This window comes from Mycobacterium bourgelatii, from assembly GCF_010723575.1.
Classification (GTDB): Bacteria; Actinomycetota; Actinomycetes; order Mycobacteriales; family Mycobacteriaceae; genus Mycobacterium; species Mycobacterium bourgelatii.
Genome location: NZ_BLKZ01000001.1, coordinates 4,566,969 through 4,586,529, shown reverse-complemented (window position 1 = coordinate 4,586,529; position 19,561 = coordinate 4,566,969). Strand labels below are relative to the sequence as shown.

Below are 19,561 nucleotides of genomic sequence, written 5' to 3'. Positions count from 1 at the left end.
TGATGAGCGCTGCCGACTCTGACGACGCGGTCCTCTATGAGGCCACCGCCAGCGGCATCGCCATTGTCACCCTCAATCGCCCGGAGCGACTCAATGCCTGGGGACCCGACATGGCGCTGGCGTTCTACGCCGCGATCGATCGCGCCGAGGAAGACCCGGCTATTCGCGTGATCGTGCTCACGGGCCGGGGTCGCGGATTCTGCGCGGGTGCCTACCTCGGCGCGTCCGGTTCGTCCCCGGCTGTCGGGGAAAATGTCGAGCAGGCCGGTGGAAAGCCCCTGGCGGAACTCGTCGGCGAGCGTCCTCCGCACTTCTTGACACAGTTGCGAAAGCCTGTGATTGCCGCGATCAACGGTGCCTGTGTGGGCATCGGTCTGACCCAGGCGTTGTTGTGCGACATTCGGTTTGCCGCGGCGGGGGCGAAGTTTGGCGCGGTGTTTTCGCGCCGCGGATTGATCGCCGAATTTGGTGTCTCCTGGATACTGCCGCGCCTGACCGGCTGGGGCGTGGCCATGGACCTCTTGATCAGCGGCCGCACATTTCTTGCCGAGGAGGCCGCCGAGCTAGGTTTGGTCAAGGAGGTCGTGGCGCCGGAGAACTTGATGGCGCGGGTCCTGGAGTACGCCGAGGACATCGCCCAGAATTGTTCTCCCGTAGCGCTTTCAGTGATCAAACGACAGGCATACGCCGACACCAGTCGTGATATGAAGACGGCCACCGCGGATGCCGCGGCGCTGATGTGGGAGGCCCTGCCGCGGCCCGACGTCGTCGAAGGAATCGTGAGCTTCTTAGAGAAGCGTCGCCCGCAGTTCCCGCCGCTTCCGCCATCCGCGACCTAGAGCCAATCGCGACTTTGCGCAAACCGTCAATTGGCTTGGGAGAGGCACCCATAGGGACCGCTGGATCCGCCGGGCTTGGCACCGACGGGCAAATACGTCGAATTTGACGTACGAGAGATCGTGGAATTGCGTGACGGCCTGGTCAGCCGGATACGGCTAGTGGTCGACATGGCCGATGTCATGCGTCAACTCGGCATGCTTCCCGCTCCGGGTAGCCGCGGTGAGCAGGCGATGGCCGTGGTGCAGCGCCTGCAGATGAAAGTCTTACGACGCCGCCGCTAGAACGGTGGTGGTTCGTCGTCGGGGTCCAGCGGTGGGCCTTGTTCGAGTTCGCCGGTCATGCTGAAGATGCGGATCTTGGCGCGGGCTTCGCGGTTGCGTTTACGTTCGGCCTTGATCCGTGCTGCGCGGTCTTGGGCGCGGGTGCGGCGCCGGCGGGGCATCATCGCGGCGCGCTGCCCGCAGTAGTCCTCGGTGCCCTTGACCTTGAGACGAGGCATACCCCCGACCGCGCGGCACAGGCTGGGGAACAGCAACGCGCTGCCCGGGGTGGTGACGTGGGTGTCCCCGTTCGGGGAGGTCAGGATCAGGGTGCCGTCAGCCAGCTGTTGTTCGGTCCACCCGACAAACGTCTTCACCAAATGATGAAAAGTGCAGTAACACTTCATGTTCCCCGCATGCGTGGGACCACCCTGCGCGTACGGGATGGTGTGATCGAGCTGGCAGTCCCAGGCCGACACCTCACACCCCGGCCACCGACACGTCAGATCCCGGCACTTGAGGAAATCCGCCAACCCCGCCGACGGCCGATAATGCGGTTCCGGCGCGGTGTCGCCGGGATGAGCCAACGGCACCACGGTCGCGGTGTGAGCCAACTCAGCCACCAGTTCAGGGGTGATCAGCCCGTCGGCGCGGACCTCGCAGGCCGGGGTGGTGCCGGCGCCCTGCAGGGTGGCTTGTTCGGCGATGACGTGGATGACCACCGGCGAGGCCGGCTTCCTCCCACCAGCGGTGCAATCGGCGCGTTGGCAGTGACACACCAGCCGGTCCGCCCCGGCCGCCAATGCCCCCAACGCATCGGCGCGGCGCTGCTCCCGACTACGCGGATCATGCGCACACACCGTGCCCGCCAACGCCGACAGCCGCTTGTCCAGGGCGTGGGCGTCGGGGGTCAGGAAGAACCCCTCGATGCGCGAGATGCCGTCCTGGTCCCCGCCGATCCACACCTGCCGATCCGTGTGCTGCTGGTCGCGCCGGCGCAGCGCATCGCGGTCCTGGCCGGCCACGATCTTGTCCACCTGCGCGGCCAACCGACCCCTGGTCAGTGACGGCCAGCGGCTGATATTGGCGGCGATCAACTCATCGACGCGGGCCAGGATCTCCGGGTCCTCGATCGCATCAGTGTGATAGGCGATCGTGATGAACGCGCGGAAGTCGATGTCCCCGGCACCAAACACCTCCCCGGTCTTGGGCAGGCGCTCACGCATCACCCGCGCATAGTGCAGCCGGCTCAAAGCCAGCCCCCGACTGATCCGCAGCCCCGCCCCCACCTCCGCAGCGACCGCGGCCATCGCATCAATGGCCCAGTCCTCATCACACCCACAATCAGCGAACCGTTGAGCGAACAACTCCCCAATCGCCACCAACTGCGCGGCCGCGGCCTGATTCTCCACCCGCGCGGCCGCGCGCACCCGATCCAGCCACTTCGTGGTCTCCGCGGTCGTGGACAGCAACGCCTCCCGACGCACCAAACTCTCATCCAGCCACGCCAACGCCTCTTGCGGCACCACCCGCTCGGTCAACGTCGCCGGCCGCGGATCGTCGAACATCGACAACTGGGAGTCGGACATGGTTTGATCATGCCAGGGGGGTACGACAAGATGATGGACACGATCCGCACCCGACTGGCGCTGTGGCAGTGCGTCTTTCAACGACTCCAGCTACGCAATGGCGCCGGAATCCTTGAGTTCGGCGATGCGGTCCCAATCCATCCCAAGCTCCATCAGCACAATCTCGGTGTGCTCTGAGGCTTGCGGAGCCCTGGTCGTCTGCAGCGGTTCGTGGTTGAACTGGACGGGTCCGCGCACGACCTTGAACGGTGGGCCGCCGCTGGCCACCTCGACTTCGGCGATCATGTCGTTGGCGAGCGCCTGTTCGTCGCTGGCCAAGTCGATGAGGCTCTGGAACGGAGCCCATTGCCCTTTAAGGGTTTTCAGATGCTGGCGCCAGTACTCAAATGGCTTGGCAGCGAACGCCTTCCTAATCAGTTCACTGGCCGCGTCCGCGTTCTGAATCAGCGGCAGCACATCGGAGAACCGAGGATCGTCGGCCGCCTCGGGGATGCCGAGGTGCTCGAACGTATCGCGGATCAGTCCGGTGGGGCTGATGATGCACAGGTTGATCGTGCCGCCGTCGGACGTTTCGTAGTTGCCCATGAAGGGATTAACCGATGGAGCCAGCGAGCCCGGCATGTGTGTGCGCATCACCTCGCCGGTCTCCATGCCCTGGGTGACGCTCGCCCCCGCCGCCCACCAGGCGGTGCTCAGCAGCGACACGTCAAGCTCGACGGCTTCACCGGTGCGCTCGCGATGCAGCAGCGCCGCCGAGATTCCGCCGGCGATGAACATGCCGCCGATGGAGTCGCCGAAGGCGGGAATGCCTTGTCCCAGTGCGCCGCCCAGTTCCTCCGGAGTCAGCGCATATCCGATGCCGCTGCGGGTCCAGAAGGCCGTCCCGTCGTAGCCGCCCGTGTTGCGTTCCGGGCCTTTGTCGCCGTACGCCGACCCGCGGGCGTAGACGATGTTCGGGTTCGCCGCGCGGATGTGCTCGACATCGAACTTGTTCTTCTGTCGTTGGGACGGCAGGTAATTGGTAAGGAAAACGTCGGAGGACTTGGCCAGTTCGTAGAGCACCTCCTGACCACCGGGGGTAGAGACGTCGATTCCGACGCTGCGTTTGCCGCGGTTGGGGTGCTCCATCAACGGATGCCGGTCGGGGTCGACCTGGATCCCTCCCATGTTGAGGAACCCGCGCTGGGTGTCGCCGCGCAACGGGTGCTCGACCTTGATGACGTCGGCGCCCCAGTCTGCCAGGATCGCTCCGGCGGCCGGGACGAAGGTGAACTGTGCAACCTCGAGGACCCGGAAGCCCGCCATCACCTGAACCATTACTGCCTCCCGTCGTGTCACGTCGAACGTTACCCGCGCCAGGGCGGGAAATGGTGCCTAACAGCCGGTCTCATCAGGGGCTTCCCACCGAGGCAAGCAACCTGGCCCTCTTTGCAGAAAGCAGTACCGATAGGTATACAGTATGAACTAACTACGGCCACGCTTGCGTGGTCAGCCCAGGAAGGACGGGTCCGATGAGCACCGACGGCAGCGCGGTCGCCGAGCGCTCGACCGCATCGCGCGAGCGCGATCGAGAGCCGGTGCTCTACGAGATCACCGAGTCGGGCGTGGCGGTGGTCACCCTCAACCAGCCGGAGCGGATGAACGCGTGGGGTCAGCCGATGATGTCGGCGTTCTACCGCTACTTCGAAGCTGCGGAAGCCGACCCCGCCGTTCGCGTCATCGTGCTGACCGGCAACGGGCGGGCATTCTGTGCGGGCGCGGACATGGGCGGTCTGAATTCGATCTCGTCGACGACGGTGGAGTCGGCCAGCAAGACCGATGTCGGTGCACTGGTCGCCGAAAAGCATCCCTATTTCCTGACTCAACTGCTCAAGCCGGTCATCGTGGCAATCAACGGGTCGGTTGCCGGCATCGGGCTTTCGTTGGCGTTGATGGCCGATGTCCGTTTCGCCGCTGCGGGTGCGAAATTCACCACCGCGTTCGCTCGGCGCGGACTGGTCGCCGAGTACGGCATCTCCTGGATCCTGCCGCGACTCATCGGCTGGGGCGCGGCGACCGACCTGCTGCTGTCCGGCCGCACGTTTCTGGCTGAGGAAGCCGCCGAACTCGGTTTGGTCAAGGAGGTGGTGGCGCGCGAGCAGCTGTTGGATCGCGCGCTGGCCTACGCTGACGACATCGCCCGAAACTGTGCCCCCAGCTCGCTGGCTGTGATGAAGCGGCAGCTCTACGCTGACGCCGGCCTCCCGATTGTCGAGACCAGCAACAAGGCCGAGCAGCTGATGCACGAATCGATGACGCGCCCCGATTTCATCGAGGGCATCACGGCCTTTTTTGAAAAGCGCCCGCCGAACTTCCCGCCCCTGACAGCCGAGACAGCTCAGACGGCTCACGATTGAGAGGACGTCCCCCATGAACACGCTGGACTACCGGGCGATTGACGTCGACAACCACTACTACGAGCCGATCGACGCCTTCACCCGGTACCTGCCGAAGGAGTTCAAACGGCGCGGTGTGCAGATGCTGCGCGACGACAAGCGCACCTGGGCGGTAATCGGCGGGCAGATCAACCAGTTCATCCCGAACCCGACGTTCGACCCGATCATCGAGCCGGGGTGCCTGGACCTGTTGTTCCGCGGCGAGATTCCCGAGGGTGTGGACCCGGCGTCGCTGATGAAAGTTGACCGGCTCGCGAATCACCCCGAGTACCAGAACCGGGACGCCCGAGTGAAGGTGATGGACACCCAGAACCTCGAGACGGTGTTCATGCTGCCCACGTTCGCCTGCGGGGTCGAAGAGGCGCTCAAGCACGACATCGACGCGACGATGGCCTCGGTGCACGCATTCAACCTCTGGCTCGATGAGGACTGGGGCTTCAATCGGCCGGACAACCGGATCATCTCGGCACCGATCATCTCGCTCGCCGACCCCGAAAAGGCCGTCGAGGAGGTCGAGTTCGTACTTGGCCGCGGCGCCAAGCTGGTCCTGGTCCGCCCGGCTCCGGTACCCGGTAGCGCCAAGCCGCGCTCGCTGGGAGATCCCCTGCATGACCCGGTCTGGGCACGGTTGGCCGAGGCCGGCGTCCCGGTGGGCTTCCACCTCAGCGACAGTGGCTATCTGGCGATCAACGCGTTGTGGGGCGGCAAGGCCACCTTCGAAGGATTCGGCAAGAAGGATCCGCTCGATCAGGTGCTGCTGGACGACCGGGCGATCCACGACACGATGGCGTCGATGATCGTGCACCAGGTCTTCACCCGGCATCCCAAGTTGAAGGCCGTCAGCATCGAGAACGGCTCGTACTTCGTCTACCGCTTGATCAAGCGCCTCAAGAAGTCCGCTAACAACAATCCACGTCACTACAAAGAGGATCCGGTGGCGCAGCTGAAGAACAACGTCTGGATCGCGCCCTACTACGAAGACGACGTCAAGCTGCTCGCCGAGACGATCGGCGTGGACAGGATCTTGTTCGGCTCGGACTGGCCGCACGGCGAAGGGCTCGCCGACCCGATGGCGTTCACCGCCGACATCCCGCAGTTCCCCGAGTTCAGTACCGAGGACACCCGGAAGGTAATGCGAGACAACGCACTTGACCTGCTCGGTGTGAATGTCCCCGCGTCGGTGTAGACCGTCTCTCGGGTCACTGCGATGAGTGAATGGACGATCGGCGCGGTGCTGGACGCGGCCGCCGAGGCCGTGCCCGGCCGGGTGATGACGGTGTGCGGAACTCGCCGCAACACCTTCGCCGACTGTGCCGACCGGACTCGTCGGCTGGCTAACTTTCTGGCCGGCAACGGTTTTGGCGTCCACGCCGAACGTGACGCGCTGAGCAACTGGGAGTGCGGTCAGGATCGCGTGGCGCTCATCATGCACAACGACCTGTACCCCGACATGGTGATCGCGTGTCTGAAGGCCCGCGTGGTACCGGTCAACATCAACCACTACTACACGCCGCGCGAAGTCGCCGACCTGCTGGCCTACGTCAGGCCACGCGGGGTCATCTACCACCGCTCGCTGGGGGCAAAGTTCGCCGACGTACTCCCGTCGGTGGGCGCCGACTTGCTGATCTCGGTTGACGACGGCAGCGACTATCCCGAACTGCCCCGTGCCGTCACGCTCGAAGATGCGCTGGCACAAGGGGATTCTGATTGCGACATCACTCCGTCGCCCGACGACCTGATCATGATCTGCACCGGCGGCACGACCGGCCGGCCCAAGGGCGTGCTGTGGCGACAGGCCGACATGTACGTCGCGTCGATGAACGGCGCCGACCACGCCGCGGTCGACGAGATCCATCAACGAGTGCAGAAGGTCGGCCCGCCCTGGTACGCGGTGTCGCCGTTGATGCACGCCGCCGGCATGTGGACCGCCTTCTCCGCCATCCTTGCCGGCCAGACCGCCGTCCTCTACGACACCGCCCGGAAGTTCGATCCCGCAGCGGTGCTGGAAATCGCCGAGCGCGAAAAGGTCGGCCTGATGACGATGGTGGGCGACGCATACGCCGGACCGCTGGTCGAAGAACTCGGCCGGCGCCGCTACGACCTGTCCAGTCTGTTCGCGATCGGCACCGGTGGCGCGGCCACCAACGTCAAACATCAGCGGGCGTTGCTCGACCACCTGCCGCACATCACGGTGATCAACGGCTATGGCTCCTCGGAAACGGGCAACATGGGATTCGGCCACAGCCGGCGGGATGTCCAGACCGACACCTTCACGTTCCGGGCCGGCGGCTTGGTGTTATCCGACGACTACAGCCGATTCCTCGACCCGGGCGAACCGCACGTCGGTTGGGTTGCCCGCACCGGCCGAATACCGTTGGGCTACTTCGACGACGAGGCCGCGACGGCCAAGACGTTCCCGGTGGTGGACGGTCTGCGCGTCGTCATCTCCGGGGACCGGGCGTCGCTGGAAGCCGATGGCACCCTGCGCCTGCTGGGCCGGGATTCGCTGGTGGTCAACACCGGCGGCGAAAAGGTGTTCGTCGAAGAGGTCGAAGAGGTGCTTCGCGCCCATCCCATCGTCGCCGACGCCCTGGTGGTAGGCCGGGACAGCGAACGTTGGGGGCAGGAAATCGTCGCGCTTATCGAACTGCATGACCCGGCCGTGGCGGCCCTTCAAGTGGATACCGACGCCTTGCGCGCGCACTGCGCGGCCGAATTGGCAAGGTTCAAGGTGCCCAAGGCCTTTATCGTGGTCGACAAGGTCCGTCGCCTGGGCAACGGCAAGGCCGACTACCGATGGGCCAAACTAGAGGCCGCACAAACCGCAAGGACTCAGCCATGACTCAGCCCGCCCGCACGCCGGCTCCTCGGAAAGTCATCGACTGCCTGGTCAATGTGCACTTCGGGGAAACGGAAAAGCAACCGGAATTCATGACAAGGGTCCGCGACGACTACTTCAAGGGACCCAAGTCGATGTTCGACCCGGTCGACCTGTCCGAGTTGCTCGACGAGATGGATGAGCACGGTGTCGAAAAGGCCATCCTGATGGACAATCTGGCCAAGCCGTCGGTGACCGCCCGCAAGTTCGCCGATGCTCGCCCGGACCGATTCGCCTTGGCCCTCGGCGGCATCAACCTGCTCCGCCCGGTAGGGCCATTACGCGAGCTCACCGCCGCGGTGGCCGATCTGCCGGTGGCGTATGCCGTTGTGGGCCCTAGCTTCTGGGCCGACGGCATGTACCCGCCCAGTGACGCGGTGTACTACCCGCTGTACGCCAAGTGCGCGGAGCTTGAGCTCCCGCTCTGCGTCAACACCGGCATTCCCGGCCCGCCGATACCGGGCGAGGTCCAGAACCCGATTCACCTGGACCGGGTGTGCGTGCGCTTCCCGGAGCTAAAGCTGTGCATGATTCACGGTGCAGATCCGTGGTGGGACATCGCGATTCGGATGCTGATCAAATACCGCAACCTACGCCTGATGACGTCGGCGTGGTCGCCGAAGCGGTTGCCGGACAGCCTCATCCACTACATGCGCACCCGGGGCGCTACCAAAGTAATCTTCGCCTCGGACTGGCCGGTGCTGCGCCAGCACCGGGTGGTCCCGGAGGCCAACGCCCTCGACCTGCCCCCCGACGTCCTCGACAACTACCTCTACAACAACGCCAACGACTTCTTCTTCCAACCAGGGAACGGTGACTGATGGATCGCTACGAGCTGCGCCGACAGGACTACAGCCTCACCGAGGATCACAAGGCTTTGCAGGCCGCGTACCGACAACTGCTGGAGACTCACTGTCCTATCGAGACGGTCTGGGCCGCACAGGAAACCGGCTTCGACAAGAGCCTGTGGGAGCGGTTGTGCGCAATGGGTGCCTCCTCGATGGCGATCAGCGAAGGCGCGGGCGGAGACGGAGCCACCCTGGTGGATCTCACGCTCGTCGCTGAAGAACTCGGTCGTGCGCTGGCGCCGGTGCCATGGATCGACCACATCTGTGCCGCGCGACTGGCCGAAGCACTCGGCGGCATCGAACCAGACGTGGTCGAAGGCACCCGGATTCTGGGACTCGATCCCGCACCCGAACCGGTGAGCGGATCACGGCTCATCCCGTCCGCGTCCATCGCCGACGGCCTCGTCGTGCGTGACGGCGACGACGTCGTCCTGTTGACCTTCGCCACTCGGCCCGCCCGGGTGCCCAATCTGGGGCAACTGCCGCTGGCGTGGGTGGACCCCGGGGCTGCCGATTCGCGGACCGTCCTTGGCTCGGGCCCCGAAGCGGCGGCGGCCTACCGGCGCGCACTCGACGAATGGCGGCTGCTGACCGCGGCTGCGCTGGCCGGCCTGGTCGAGCAGACGATGACCATCGCGGCAGAGTTCGCCAAAACGCGCTACACGCTTGGTGTTCCGATCTCGACGTTGCAGGCGATATCACATCCGTTGGCCAACATGGCGATCGTCGTGCAGGGCGGTCGCAACCTGGCCCGGCGCGCCGCGTGGTTCCTGGACAACGAACCCGACGAACGGCCCGAGTTGCCTGGTTGCGCGTTCGTGTTCATGGCCGAGGAGGCGGCCAAGGCGGCCACCATGGCGGTACACATCCAGGGCGGACTGGGAGTGTCCGTCGAAGCCGCCGCGACGGCGTTTCTGGTGCGCGCCCGCGGCTGGGTGCTGGCCGGCGGCGATCCCGGGCTGACGGCCAAACAGGTAGGTCGGATCGTCGCCGAGCGGGAAAGTGGTGCGGCCTGATGGATTTCTCGCGGGTTGAACTCGACGACGACGACCAGGCGTTTCTCGCCGAGGTGCGCGCCTTCCTCGCCGAACACGTCACCGACGAGGTTCGTCGGCGGGACCGGGAGACCGGCGACAATTTCGACGAGGGCGTGCACCTGGCGATCGGCGCGAAGGGGTTCCTGGAAAAGGAGTGGAAGCCCTCTTCCGAGGGGGGATTCAGCCGGGTCCGCCGCCGGATCTGGGAGTTGGAAAAGCGTCGTGTGCATACGCCGTGGGTGACCTGGGGCACGACGGCCATGGTGGCTCGGGCGGTGGCCGAGTTCGGCAAGCCCGAACTCGTCGAAGAGGTGCTGCCCAAGGTTTTCAGCGGACATGTCCGAATGTGCTTGGGATACACCGAACCCGAGGGCGGGTCCGACATCGCCACCTGCAAGACGAGGGCGGTGCGGGAGGCGGATGGGTCGAGCTGGATCATCAATGGCTCGAAGATGTTCACCACCGGCGCGCACAACTGCCAGTACGTGTTCCTCATCACCAACACCGACCCGGATGCGCCAAAACACAAGAGCCTGACCATGTTTCTGGTCCCGCTCGATCTGCCCGGCATCGAGATCCAAGGCATTCGCACCGTCGACGGCGACCGGACCAACATCGTGTACTACAGCGACGTGCGGGTCGACGACAAATATCTACTCGGGGAGGTCAACGGCGGCTGGAGGGTGTTGCGCGGCCCGTTGGACGCCGAGCACGGTGCCGTCTCCGCAGCTCCGGACGGGTTGCAAGACGTCGCAATCATGCAGCACCAGGCGGGTTTCATGTCCGCCGCAGTCGACGCCGTGGCGGCTTTGGTGGGCCGACCGGGCCCGGACGGGGAGCGTCGGATCGACGACGGGTCCGTCGCATACCGGCTGGGCCGCAGCGCCGCGCGCCTGGAGGCGGCGCTGTCCACACCGAGCATCTTCGGCAGGGTCGCCCAGGCGCAGACCATGCGCGACATCGGTCCCGAGCTGATGGACCTTGCCGGCCCCGCATCGGTGTTGCCCATCGAGACCGAGGGCGCCGCCGACAATGGCGCGTCGGAGTACCTCTACCGGTTTGCTCCGCTCGCGGGCATCTACGGCGGCACCCTCGAAGTGTTCCGCAACATGATCGCCCAGCATGTGCTCGGGCTGGGCAAGCCGAACTACTCGCCGCCGGTCAAGAAGATCTCCCGTTAGCGGCAGCCGCTTAGGCGCTGTTGACCAAGATCGCGTACTGAGCAGCGGCCCGCTGCTGGGCGTCCTTCTCTTCGTTACTCCACACCGAGCCGATGTAGCGGCCGAACGATACGAAACATACGAAGCGCCCATTGGCGTTGTCGGCCACGATTTCCGCCTTCTGCTCGACGCAGCGGGCGTCGCTCAGTGCCTTGGGCGAAGCCACGTCATGGTCGATGTATTCGGCGCGGACCGCGTCAATGATTTTGGGCAGCAATGCTTTTGCGGATGCCTCGTCACGAGCCCGCAGCAGTTGGCCCTCGGTGCTGAATGCGCAGCGGTCGACGTCGGCCTGCTCGAACAGCCCGTCTTTGCGGACTGGGCTGTCGGCGCAGAAGTTGGCCGCGTGGGGACCCATGCTGCCGAAGGTGCTCGATACCTGTGGTTGCTCGGCCGGGACGAATAGCCGACTGAGCATTCGATCGGGGTCTAGCGGCAGCGAAGTGACTCCGATGGCCACAGACGGGATGACCTTGTCCATCAACGGTGTCTGCAGGTCCAAGGTCCGCTTCACCCGCTGGGTCAAGAACGCCACATTGTCGTTTTCGTCGCTGCGAACGATCACAGAGACAACCAGCCGTCCCGAAGGCATGGTCGCACCGATCGACGGGGAACCAGGCCGATAGTGTGCCTTGGCCTTTGCATGGCCGGGGATTTGGGCGGGCCGGTTTTCGCTGTTGACGGCGAAGTCGACGGCATCCATCTCGGCGGCGGCCTTGGCGGCGGCGTCGTCATTGGGGAAGCTCGTCACCATGACCAACAGGACGTCGCCGAACTTCTCTCGGGCAAAATCCTGGATCCGCTTCGAGACGCCCTGGACGATGTACGCGGTGATCATGCCGTATTTCTCGAGCACAGGTTGAGTCAGCGGAGTGCCGGTGCCGGAGATGGTGGTGGCCGCTGCCGCCGGGTCGGGGGTTGCGCTGCCGTAGACGTGATCCAGCACGGGGTCGACGTCGTATGGATTAACCACGCCTTCGGCTAGGCGATAGGCCTCGAGAAACTTGCCCTGCTCGGTTGTGGTGGGGCCCGGCAGGGGCCGTGGCTTGGTGTTGTAGCTGCCGACGTCGAGTCTGCTGAGGTCGACGGCGGTCTTAGTGGTGGATTCGTCGCCACCGGTCAATGCCCAGATGCCGAATCCGGCCGCCACGGCCATGACCAGGAAAATCGCTGCGGCAACGAGGATCCAGCGAGTTCGCTTCGGGGCCGGGGGCGGCGGGTGCTGCGCCCAAGGACCGGAGACGGGGATGGGCGCGGGACCGGACAGCGGCCCGGACGGGTGGCCGTACTGACCTGGAGGCGGGACCCACTGCGGGCCGGGTGCAATCGGTGGCTGGGAAGGCCGGCCCGGCTGAGCCGGCCGGCCCGCCTGGAACGGCGGGGGCGTCTGCTGTCCGGGTGAACCCGGTGGGCCCGGCGCCGCGGCGGTCGGAGTCGCGCTGGGAACCGTCGCGGCCGGGACGGTGAACGTATCCGTTCTGCCGCCCAGGGAGGCCAGCGCCTCCTCCGCCGCCCGGGCGAAGTCACCGCTGGTCGCGTATCGATCTTCCGGTCGTTTTGCCATGCCGCGGGCGATCACGTCGTCCAACGCCGGCGGCAGCCCCAATCGCGCACTGACCCGAGGCACCGGCTCGGACAGGTGGGCACCGACCAGACTCGCGGTGTCGCCGGAGAACGGTGGAGCCCCGGAGATGGCTTCGAACAGCACGCACGCCAGGGCGTAGGTGTCGGCCCTGGGGGTGACCTGGGCCGCGTCGCCCCTGAACCGTTCCGGAGCCATGTACGCCCAGGTGCCCAGCACGTCACCCAGCTGCGTCACCCGCTGCTCGGTGGCGGCGTTGGCGATTCCGAAATCCACCAGATAGGCGAAGTCATCCGCCGTGATCAAGATGTTCGCGGGCTTGACGTCGCGATGCAGCACTCCTGCGGCGTGTGCGGCATCCAGCGCCGAGGCGATCTGCCGCACGACGGACACCGCCTTCGCCGGCGGCAGCGGCCCGTTCTGCAACATCGTGTCCAAGTCGATGCCATTGATCAGCCGCATATCGACGTAGAGGTGTCCGTCGATCTCGCCGGTGGCGTGAATCGGTACAACATGTGGATCCTGCAGTCGTCCCGCGATGCGCGCTTCGCGCTGCAGTCGCCGCCGGTAGTCCTCGTTCTGGGCGTAGTCACCCGAGATGAGCTTCAGCGCGACTGTCCGGTCCATGACGGTGTCTTCGGCTTCGTAGACCGTGCCCATACCGCCGCTACCGAGAATCCGCTTGAGCACATAGGGCCCAAAGCGGCTGCCGATCGTTGGTGCCGTGCCGTCGCTCATCGCTGTTCTCCTGCGTCCAGGTACCCCGGCAGAAAAATCGTAGACCGGCGCCGCCCATTCCCTCGCGAGCAGACGCAAAATCCCCGGTTAAACAGTAACTTTTGGGAGCGCTGATGTCTGCTCGGCGGTTGAGATCTGTCAGGTGGTGAGAATCGTTGCGGCCGACGTACCGGGCGCCCCGTAAAGCTGGGTGAAGCCCACCTTGGGTTCGCCCGGAACCTGGCGATCGCCGGCTTGGCCACGCAATTGCCTGACGATCTCGTGAATCTGGCGCAGACCCGACGCGCCGATGGGCTCGCCATTGGCGATCAGTCCGCCGTCGGTGTTGATCGGCATCGCACCCCCGATTTCGGTGGCGCCGTCGGCCAACAGCTTCTCCTGGTCTCCGTCGGTGCAGAAGCCGCACTCGGCCATGTGGATTATTTCGGCGCCGGCATCGGTGTCCTGCAGTTGGATCACGTCGACGTCATCCGGGCTGACACCGGCCTTTTCGAATGCGGCCCGGGCGGCGTAGACGGTGGGGGAGACGTCCTCGTCGACCGGGGCGAAGGTGGTGTTCACCTCGTACGCGCCGTACTTGCGGGTGCGCAGTTCGATCGCCTTCAAGTACACCGGCTTGTCGGAGTAGCGATGGGCGATGTCGGCCCGGCACAGCACCGCAGCCGCGGCACCCTCATCCGGAGCGCAGAACATGTACTGGGTGAGCGGATAGTTCAGCATCGCTGAGTTGAGGATGTCGTCTTCGGGTATTGGCTTGCGCCGGAACGCATTCGGATTCAACGCACCGTTGCGGAAGTTCTTCGCCGCCACCTTGGCCAGCGTCCGTTGGGAGATGCCGTGGTCGTGCAGGTAGCGATTGGCCTTCATGCCGAAGAACTGAGTGGTGAGGTACTGGCCGTTCTCGGCGTACCAGCGCGGCATCCCGACCAGTGCGGGATCTTCGGTGAAAGCACCCCGTGGATGCTTGTCCAAGCCGACGGCGATGCCGATGTCGTAGTCGCCCAGTCGAATTCCGTCGGCACACGCCTTGACGGCGCTGGCCGCCGTGGCGCAGGCATTGAAGACGTTGGTGAAGGGTATGCCGGTCAGCCCCACCATCGCGACGATGGCGTCCGGGTTGGCGACGGTCCAGCTGCCGCCGGTGGCCGCCTGAATATCGGACCATCGCACGCCGGCGTCGGCCACCGCGGCGAAGATCGCCTCGACGCCCATTTGCATGGCGGTCTTCCCCTCGAATCGCCCGAAGGGGTGGAGGCCTACGCCAATGACGGCTACTTCATTCACACTGCGCCTCCCGCTATGCCCGCAAAGATAAATGTCTATAATACTGTAACCATTACCGTTGATCGTGCCGAATGGGTGTCGTGTGGCCGGGAAAGGCTATGAGATGACGACGTTCGACGTGCCGGTCGGCGACATCAGCACCAGAGGGGCGGCGTCATGACCACTGCCACAGTGATTTTCGACCCCTTCTCCGACGAGTTCTTCAACAATCCGTACGAGACTTACCGGCGCATGCGGACGGAAGCTCCCGTCTATTACAGCCAGGAGTACGACTTCTACGCATTGACCCGCCACGAGGATGTGGCTGCGGCGTTCAAGGAACACGAGACTTACTCGTCGGCCTATGGGGTGGATCTCGCTCAGGTGCGCAAAGGCCATGTCACCGAGCACGGGTCGATCATCGCCATGGATCCGCCCGCACATCGTCGCATGCGCGGATTGTTGAACAAGGTGTTCACCCCGCGCGCCATCCAGGCGTTGCGTCCGCTGGTGACGGAATCAGTCGACAAGTTCCTCGCTGCTGTCGATCCGGACGGCTTCGACTTCGTCCAGGACTTCTCGGCGCTTTTCCCCGTCGATGTGATGACCACCCTGCAGGGGGTGCCGGAGCAGGACCGCCAGCAGATCCGGTTGTGGATCGACGACCTACTGCACCGCGACGCCGGCGAGGTCGAGATGAGCGAGGCCGGCCTGAAGTCCGCCGTCGACATGGCCATCTACTATTACCGCCTCACCAAGCGGCGCCGCGAGAACTTGGGTGACGACTTGTTGAGCAGGCTCATCCAGGCCGAGATCGAGCGCGACGACGGCGAGATGACACCGCTCAGCAACATCGAAATTACCGAGTTCGCAACGTTGTTGGGCGGCGCGGGTGCAGAGACCGTCACCAAGCTGCTCGGAAACGCCGCAGTGGTGTTCGCCAGGAACCCCGACCAGTGGCAGAAGCTGCTGGACGACCGCGCCAAGATCCCGCTGGCCGTGGAGGAACTGTTACGTTACGAGGCGCCCGCGCAGTACAACGTGCGGCGCTCGACCCGTGAAGTCACGCTGCACGGTGTGACGATCCCGGCGGGCAAACCCGTGTTCTTGGTTGGGGGTTCGGCCAACCGGGATGAACGGGCGTGGACCGACCCGGACGTGTTCGACATCGAACGCGACCGCACCCAAGCGCAGAATCTCGGTCTTGGCTACGGCATCCACAGTTGTTTGGGAGCGGCGCTGGCGCGCCTGGAGAGCTCCATCGCACTGGACAGGATGCTCGATTTCATGCCCCGCTACGAGGTCGATTGGGCCGGCTGCAGACGAGTCAACATGCAGAACGTAGCGGGTTGGAGCAACGTGCCGGTCCGGGTACTGCCCTAGCCGTCGGCCCGGCGGCGCCAGACCAGCGTGCTGTGCAGCCGCGTGCCCGACGCGGAGGTCGTGCTCGCCGAGAGTGTCAGCCGGTCGCCGTCGACCCGAGCGTGACGAAACAGTGGCTGCTGCAACAACTCCGGCATTGTCGCTATAGAAACATCGTGGCGCACCGTCCCGGCCGCATCGTCGACATCGAAGCGGCCGCCGTAGGAGATGTATTCGGCGCCCGGGCCCGGCGTCAATTGCGCGGACATGTGACCGTCAGCGGTGTAGAGGATCAGGCCGCTCGGGTGCTCGCCGAACGTGTTCCGCTGTTCACCGGTGTCCTCATTCCGGGTGACGAACGACTCCAGCCACCAACCGCCCAGCAGGGCCTGACGCAGATCGCTCATCACTCACTCCGTTCGCTGCTACCGCTCGCCTAGGTCAACCTGGCCCGGTTGACCCTACCGAATTGGTTACAGTAGCCTCCATGTTCATGGGCGGCAGGTGTGACCGGCGTCACCGGCGAACAACTGTGCCGCTCTGCTGATGATTGCCCCGCCCAATGCCGGAATCAAGGTCGACGGGGGCATTCCCCTGGACCTCCGACGGGTACCGACGGTCGCCGCCGAAGTCGAACGGCGCGGCTACGACGGCTGCTGGACCGGCGAGATCAACCACGATCCGTTTCTGCCAATGCTGTTGGCCGCCGAGCACACGTCGAAGATCGAGTTGGGTACCAGCATTGCGGTGGCTTTCGCGCGCAGTCCGATGACCGTCGCCAACCTCGCGTGGGATCTGCAGTCCTATTCCGGCGGCCGTTTCATCCTTGGGCTGGGCACACAGGTGCGCGCGCACGTCGAGAAGCGGTTCAGCATGCCCTGGAGCCGGCCGGTGGCACGGATGCGCGAATACGTCCTGGCGCTGCGCGCAATTTGGGACTGCTGGCAGAACGGAGGCCGGCTGAGCTTCGAGGGTGATTTCTACACGCACAAGCTCATGACGCCGATGTTCACGCCCGAGCCGCTATCCGGTCCGCTGCCAAAGGTTTTCGTGGCAGCCGTCGGTGCGGCGATGACGCGGATGTGCGGCGAGGTAGCCGACGGGGTCATCGCGCACGCGTTCACCACTCGGCGCTACCTGGACGAGGTGACCCTGCCGGCATTGCTGGACGGGGTACGGCACGCCGGTCGCGAGCGTGCTGACGTCGCGGTGACGTGCGCGGTGTTTGTGGTGACCGGCCGCACGGACGCGGAGTTGGCCGCCGCCGCCGCGGCCACGAAGAAGCAGATCGCCTTCTACGCGTCGACACCCGCCTATCGCAACGTGCTGGACCTGCACGGCTGGGCCGACCTGCACACGGAGTTGCATCGGTTGTCCCGGCAAGGGGAGTGGGATGCCATGGGCGCGTTGATCGATGACGAGGTGTTGGCGACCTTCGCCGTTGTTGCTCCCCTTGACCAGATCGCCGACTCGCTGCGCACCAGGTGCGACGGCGCGGTCGACCGCGTGTTGCCAGCCCTTCCAGGAGATTTGCCCGCGTCGACGGTGGCGAGCATCCTCGACGAGTTGCGCGGTAGAAAGGTTCCACATGGCCCAAATGGATAAGGTCATCGGCAGGACAGTCGTCGTCACCGGTGCGGCCCGAGGTATCGGCTTCGCGACGGCGGCCGCCCTGCTGGCCCGGGGTGCGCGCGTCGTCATCGGAGACCGCGACCAGGCCGCGCTGGATGCCGCCGTGGCCGAATTGGCCACCGTCGGTTCGGTTTACGGTCATTTGGTCGACGTCTCCGACCGTCGGTCGTTCGCCGACTTCCTGGACAACGCCCGGGCCGACGGCAGGGGGCGCATCGACGTGCTGATCAACAACGCGGGCGTGATGCCCGTGGGCTCGTTCACCGACCAGTCGCAGCAGGCGATTCGCTCCGCTCTCGAGGTGAACCTTTATGGCGTGCTCAACGGCTGTCAGCTGGTACTGCCCGAGATGGTGGATCGGCGTAGCGGCCACATCGTCAACATCGCCTCGATGGCGGGTGTGATGGCGATTCCGGGACAGGTCGTCTACGCCGCAACCAAGTACGGCGTCGTCGGGCTCAGCGTGGCGATGGCCGACGAATTCGCTTCGCGGGGAGTCGAAGTGAGCGTGGTGCTGCCGCCCTTCACCCAGACCGATCTGATCGCGGGGACGAAGTCCTCCGGAGTGGGCAAACCGGTCGGGCCCGAGGTGGTAGCCGCGGCGGTCGTCGGCGCTCTGGACAAGCCGCGCACCTACGTGGCGTTGCCGCAGCCAACCCGTCTCGTCGGGCCGCTGGTGTCGATGCTGGGGGCGCGCGGTAGGCGTTGGTTCAACAAGAGAATCGGTGCGGACAAGCTGTTTCTCGATGACATCGACCACACGGCACGGCGGTTCTACGAAGAACGCGCTCAAGCCGCACTCGGCGTCGCGGAGCGTCAATGACGGGCGCAGACGAGGCTCGCGTGCCTGGCGCCGGCCAGCGCGCGCTGGTCATGGGTGCGAGCGGCAATGTGGGATCGTCGGTCGTTCGTCACCTCGCGCGCGCCGGCGCCGATGTCCGGGTGATGTTGCGAAAGTCCAGTTCCACACTGGGAATTGACGGATTCGACGTCGAGCGGGTTTATGGGGACATCTTCGACACCGAAAGCGTCACCGCGGCAATGTCGGACCGGGACGTCGTCTACTACTGCGTGGTGGACCCCAGGGCGGAATTGCGTGATCCCGCTCCGCTGTTCAAGACGAACGTCGAGGGCCTCCGCAATGTGCTCGACGTGGCCGTGAACGCCAACCTGCGGCGTTTCGTGTTCATGAGCACGATCGGCACGATCGCCGTCGGTGTGAACGGCGAAACCGTCGACGAGGACACACCTTTCAACTGGGCGGACCAGTGCGGCAGCTACATCGAATCGCGGCGCCAGGCTGAGCAACTGGTGCTGTCCTACGCTGCCGAGCGCGGACTGCCCGCCGTGGTGGCGAACGTGTCGAACCCTTATGGCCCACCGGATTGGCAGCCCCGGCAGGGGATGATCGTTCAATACGCCGCGCTGGGCAAGTTGCCGTTCTACATCCGCGGCGCGGGGTCGGAGGTCGTCGGCATCGACGACGTCGCCGAGGCGCTGGTATTGGCGGCGGAACGTGGACGGGTAGGCCAGCGCTACATCATTTCCGAGCGGTACATGACGCACCGGGAAATGGCCACCATTGCCGCACAGGGTGGCGGTGCCCGACCACCGCGCATCGGCCTGCCCATGGCAGCGATGCACATATCCGGTCGCATCGCCGATGCGGTCAGCGCGTTGACCGGCCGTACCCTTCCGATGAGCAGGCAAAGTGCGAAGTTGGTGGAGATGACGTCGCCGGCCAGCCACGCCAAGGCCACCCGCGAGCTGGGCTGGCATCCGAGGCCCACCGAAGACTTCATCCGACGCGCCGCCGAAAACTACGTCGCGAGAGCACGATTACCCAGTCGTTGACTCTGCGCCTAGGGCGGCAAAGT

General features: G+C 65.2%; 17 protein-coding genes. 12 read left to right on the top strand and 5 right to left on the bottom strand.

The genetic code is table 11. The features are described from left to right. Positions 1 to 2: 2 nt before the first annotated feature. On the top strand, positions 3 to 839 hold the full coding sequence (locus G6N68_RS19665; RefSeq protein WP_163715875.1) for an enoyl-CoA hydratase: 837 nt from the start codon (positions 3 to 5) through the stop codon (positions 837 to 839). Between the two features lie 120 nt (positions 840 to 959). Beyond that, entirely contained in the window at positions 960 to 1,121 is a 162-nt protein-coding gene (locus tag G6N68_RS19660) for a hypothetical protein (RefSeq protein WP_163715872.1), read from the top strand. On the opposite strand, the gene G6N68_RS19655 is transcribed toward G6N68_RS19660, so the two are convergent. Both G6N68_RS19655 and G6N68_RS19650 read right to left on the bottom strand, forming a co-directional pair. Continuing rightward, positions 1,118 to 2,668: an HNH endonuclease signature motif containing protein gene (locus G6N68_RS19655; protein ID WP_163718819.1), complete on the bottom strand. Its 1,551-nt coding sequence runs from the start codon at positions 2,666 to 2,668 to the stop codon at positions 1,118 to 1,120. The two genes, G6N68_RS19660 and G6N68_RS19655, sit on opposite strands and share 4 nt — an antisense overlap. A 111-nt stretch (positions 2,669 to 2,779) precedes the next feature. Beyond that, the gene (locus tag G6N68_RS19650) at positions 2,780 to 3,994 is read right to left on the bottom strand and encodes a CaiB/BaiF CoA transferase family protein (protein ID WP_163718818.1); all 1,215 of its coding nucleotides are present in this window, start codon (positions 3,992 to 3,994) and stop codon (positions 2,780 to 2,782) included. Positions 3,995 to 4,200: 206 nt separating this feature from the next. On the opposite strand from G6N68_RS19650, the gene G6N68_RS19645 reads away from it, so the two are divergent. Genes G6N68_RS19645 through G6N68_RS19620 form a run of 6 tightly spaced genes read left to right on the top strand, consistent with a single transcriptional unit; the run spans position 4,201 to position 11,068 of the window. Beyond that, positions 4,201 to 5,085, top strand: coding sequence for an enoyl-CoA hydratase (locus tag G6N68_RS19645; RefSeq protein ID WP_163715869.1), 885 nt, complete (start codon positions 4,201 to 4,203; stop codon positions 5,083 to 5,085). Between the two features lie 13 nt (positions 5,086 to 5,098). Continuing rightward, on the top strand, positions 5,099 to 6,310 hold the full coding sequence (locus G6N68_RS19640) for an amidohydrolase family protein (RefSeq protein ID WP_163715867.1): 1,212 nt from the start codon (positions 5,099 to 5,101) through the stop codon (positions 6,308 to 6,310). 21 nt (positions 6,311 to 6,331) lie between these two features. Then, complete coding sequence (locus tag G6N68_RS19635) at positions 6,332 to 7,966, top strand: acyl-CoA synthetase (RefSeq protein ID WP_163715865.1); 1,635 nt, start codon at positions 6,332 to 6,334, stop codon at positions 7,964 to 7,966. Next, the gene (locus G6N68_RS19630) at positions 7,963 to 8,823 is read left to right on the top strand and encodes an amidohydrolase family protein (protein WP_163715863.1); all 861 of its coding nucleotides are present in this window, start codon (positions 7,963 to 7,965) and stop codon (positions 8,821 to 8,823) included. Before G6N68_RS19635 ends, G6N68_RS19630 begins: the two co-directional genes overlap by 4 nt. Continuing rightward, a complete protein-coding gene (locus G6N68_RS19625; RefSeq protein WP_163715861.1) occupies positions 8,823 to 9,866 on the top strand; it encodes an acyl-CoA dehydrogenase family protein in 1,044 nt (347 codons plus the stop codon). Before G6N68_RS19630 ends, G6N68_RS19625 begins: the two co-directional genes overlap by 1 nt. Next, the gene (locus G6N68_RS19620) at positions 9,866 to 11,068 is read left to right on the top strand and encodes an acyl-CoA dehydrogenase family protein (RefSeq protein ID WP_163715859.1); all 1,203 of its coding nucleotides are present in this window, start codon (positions 9,866 to 9,868) and stop codon (positions 11,066 to 11,068) included. Before G6N68_RS19625 ends, G6N68_RS19620 begins: the two co-directional genes overlap by 1 nt. A gap of 10 nt (positions 11,069 to 11,078) precedes the next feature. Here the strand turns inward: G6N68_RS19620 and G6N68_RS19615 are convergent, their stop codons facing one another. Together G6N68_RS19615 and G6N68_RS19610 are read right to left on the bottom strand one after the other, a co-directional pair. Beyond that, positions 11,079 to 13,427 carry a serine/threonine-protein kinase gene (locus G6N68_RS19615; RefSeq protein WP_163715857.1) on the bottom strand — a complete coding sequence of 783 codons (2,349 nt, stop codon included), beginning with the start codon at positions 13,425 to 13,427 and terminating at the stop codon, positions 11,079 to 11,081. 138 nt (positions 13,428 to 13,565) lie between these two features. Beyond that, on the bottom strand, positions 13,566 to 14,711 hold the full coding sequence (locus tag G6N68_RS19610) for a thiolase family protein (protein WP_163715854.1): 1,146 nt from the start codon (positions 14,709 to 14,711) through the stop codon (positions 13,566 to 13,568). A gap of 156 nt (positions 14,712 to 14,867) precedes the next feature. Here G6N68_RS19610 and G6N68_RS19605 point away from each other — a divergent pair, with 156 nt between their 5' ends. Continuing rightward, complete coding sequence (locus G6N68_RS19605) at positions 14,868 to 16,073, top strand: cytochrome P450 (RefSeq protein ID WP_163715850.1); 1,206 nt, start codon at positions 14,868 to 14,870, stop codon at positions 16,071 to 16,073. Here the strand turns inward: G6N68_RS19605 and G6N68_RS19600 are convergent. Continuing rightward, positions 16,070 to 16,459, bottom strand: coding sequence for a lipocalin-like domain-containing protein (locus G6N68_RS19600; protein WP_163715847.1), 390 nt, complete (start codon positions 16,457 to 16,459; stop codon positions 16,070 to 16,072). The two genes, G6N68_RS19605 and G6N68_RS19600, sit on opposite strands and share 4 nt — an antisense overlap. 139 nt (positions 16,460 to 16,598) lie before the next feature. Between G6N68_RS19600 and G6N68_RS19595 the strand changes: the two genes are divergently transcribed. The 3 genes from G6N68_RS19595 to G6N68_RS19585 are packed head-to-tail and all read left to right on the top strand — an operon-like array spanning position 16,599 to position 19,538. Then, the gene (locus G6N68_RS19595; RefSeq protein ID WP_163715843.1) at positions 16,599 to 17,657 is read left to right on the top strand and encodes an LLM class F420-dependent oxidoreductase; all 1,059 of its coding nucleotides are present in this window, start codon (positions 16,599 to 16,601) and stop codon (positions 17,655 to 17,657) included. Then, entirely contained in the window at positions 17,650 to 18,507 is an 858-nt protein-coding gene (locus G6N68_RS19590; RefSeq protein WP_163718817.1) for an SDR family oxidoreductase, read from the top strand. Before G6N68_RS19595 ends, G6N68_RS19590 begins: the two co-directional genes overlap by 8 nt. Next, complete coding sequence (locus tag G6N68_RS19585; RefSeq protein WP_163715841.1) at positions 18,504 to 19,538, top strand: NAD-dependent epimerase/dehydratase family protein; 1,035 nt, start codon at positions 18,504 to 18,506, stop codon at positions 19,536 to 19,538. The genes G6N68_RS19590 and G6N68_RS19585 overlap by 4 nt, the downstream gene beginning before the upstream one ends. The last annotated feature ends 23 nt before the right edge of the window (positions 19,539 to 19,561 follow it).

What these genes read in the sequence shown, in the direction of transcription:
- G6N68_RS19665 (WP_163715875.1), top strand. Translation starts at nt 3, where the DNA reads ATGAGCGCTGCCGACTCTGACGACGCGGTCCTCTATGAGGCCACCGCC.
- G6N68_RS19655 (WP_163718819.1), bottom strand. Translation starts at nt 2,668, where the DNA reads ATGTTCGACGATCCGCGGCCGGCGACGTTGACCGAGCGGGTGGTGCCG.
- G6N68_RS19650 (WP_163718818.1), bottom strand. Translation starts at nt 3,994, where the DNA reads ATGGCGGGCTTCCGGGTCCTCGAGGTTGCACAGTTCACCTTCGTCCCG.
- G6N68_RS19645 (WP_163715869.1), top strand. Translation starts at nt 4,201, where the DNA reads ATGAGCACCGACGGCAGCGCGGTCGCCGAGCGCTCGACCGCATCGCGC.
- G6N68_RS19640 (WP_163715867.1), top strand. Translation starts at nt 5,099, where the DNA reads ATGAACACGCTGGACTACCGGGCGATTGACGTCGACAACCACTACTAC.
- G6N68_RS19635 (WP_163715865.1), top strand. Translation starts at nt 6,332, where the DNA reads ATGAGTGAATGGACGATCGGCGCGGTGCTGGACGCGGCCGCCGAGGCC.
- G6N68_RS19630 (WP_163715863.1), top strand. Translation starts at nt 7,963, where the DNA reads ATGACTCAGCCCGCCCGCACGCCGGCTCCTCGGAAAGTCATCGACTGC.
- G6N68_RS19625 (WP_163715861.1), top strand. Translation starts at nt 8,823, where the DNA reads ATGGATCGCTACGAGCTGCGCCGACAGGACTACAGCCTCACCGAGGAT.
- G6N68_RS19620 (WP_163715859.1), top strand. Translation starts at nt 9,866, where the DNA reads ATGGATTTCTCGCGGGTTGAACTCGACGACGACGACCAGGCGTTTCTC.
- G6N68_RS19615 (WP_163715857.1), bottom strand. Translation starts at nt 13,427, where the DNA reads ATGAGCGACGGCACGGCACCAACGATCGGCAGCCGCTTTGGGCCCTAT.
- G6N68_RS19605 (WP_163715850.1), top strand. Translation starts at nt 14,868, where the DNA reads ATGACCACTGCCACAGTGATTTTCGACCCCTTCTCCGACGAGTTCTTC.
- G6N68_RS19600 (WP_163715847.1), bottom strand. Translation starts at nt 16,459, where the DNA reads ATGAGCGATCTGCGTCAGGCCCTGCTGGGCGGTTGGTGGCTGGAGTCG.
- G6N68_RS19595 (WP_163715843.1), top strand. Translation starts at nt 16,599, where the DNA reads ATGATTGCCCCGCCCAATGCCGGAATCAAGGTCGACGGGGGCATTCCC.
- G6N68_RS19590 (WP_163718817.1), top strand. Translation starts at nt 17,650, where the DNA reads ATGGATAAGGTCATCGGCAGGACAGTCGTCGTCACCGGTGCGGCCCGA.
- G6N68_RS19585 (WP_163715841.1), top strand. Translation starts at nt 18,504, where the DNA reads ATGACGGGCGCAGACGAGGCTCGCGTGCCTGGCGCCGGCCAGCGCGCG.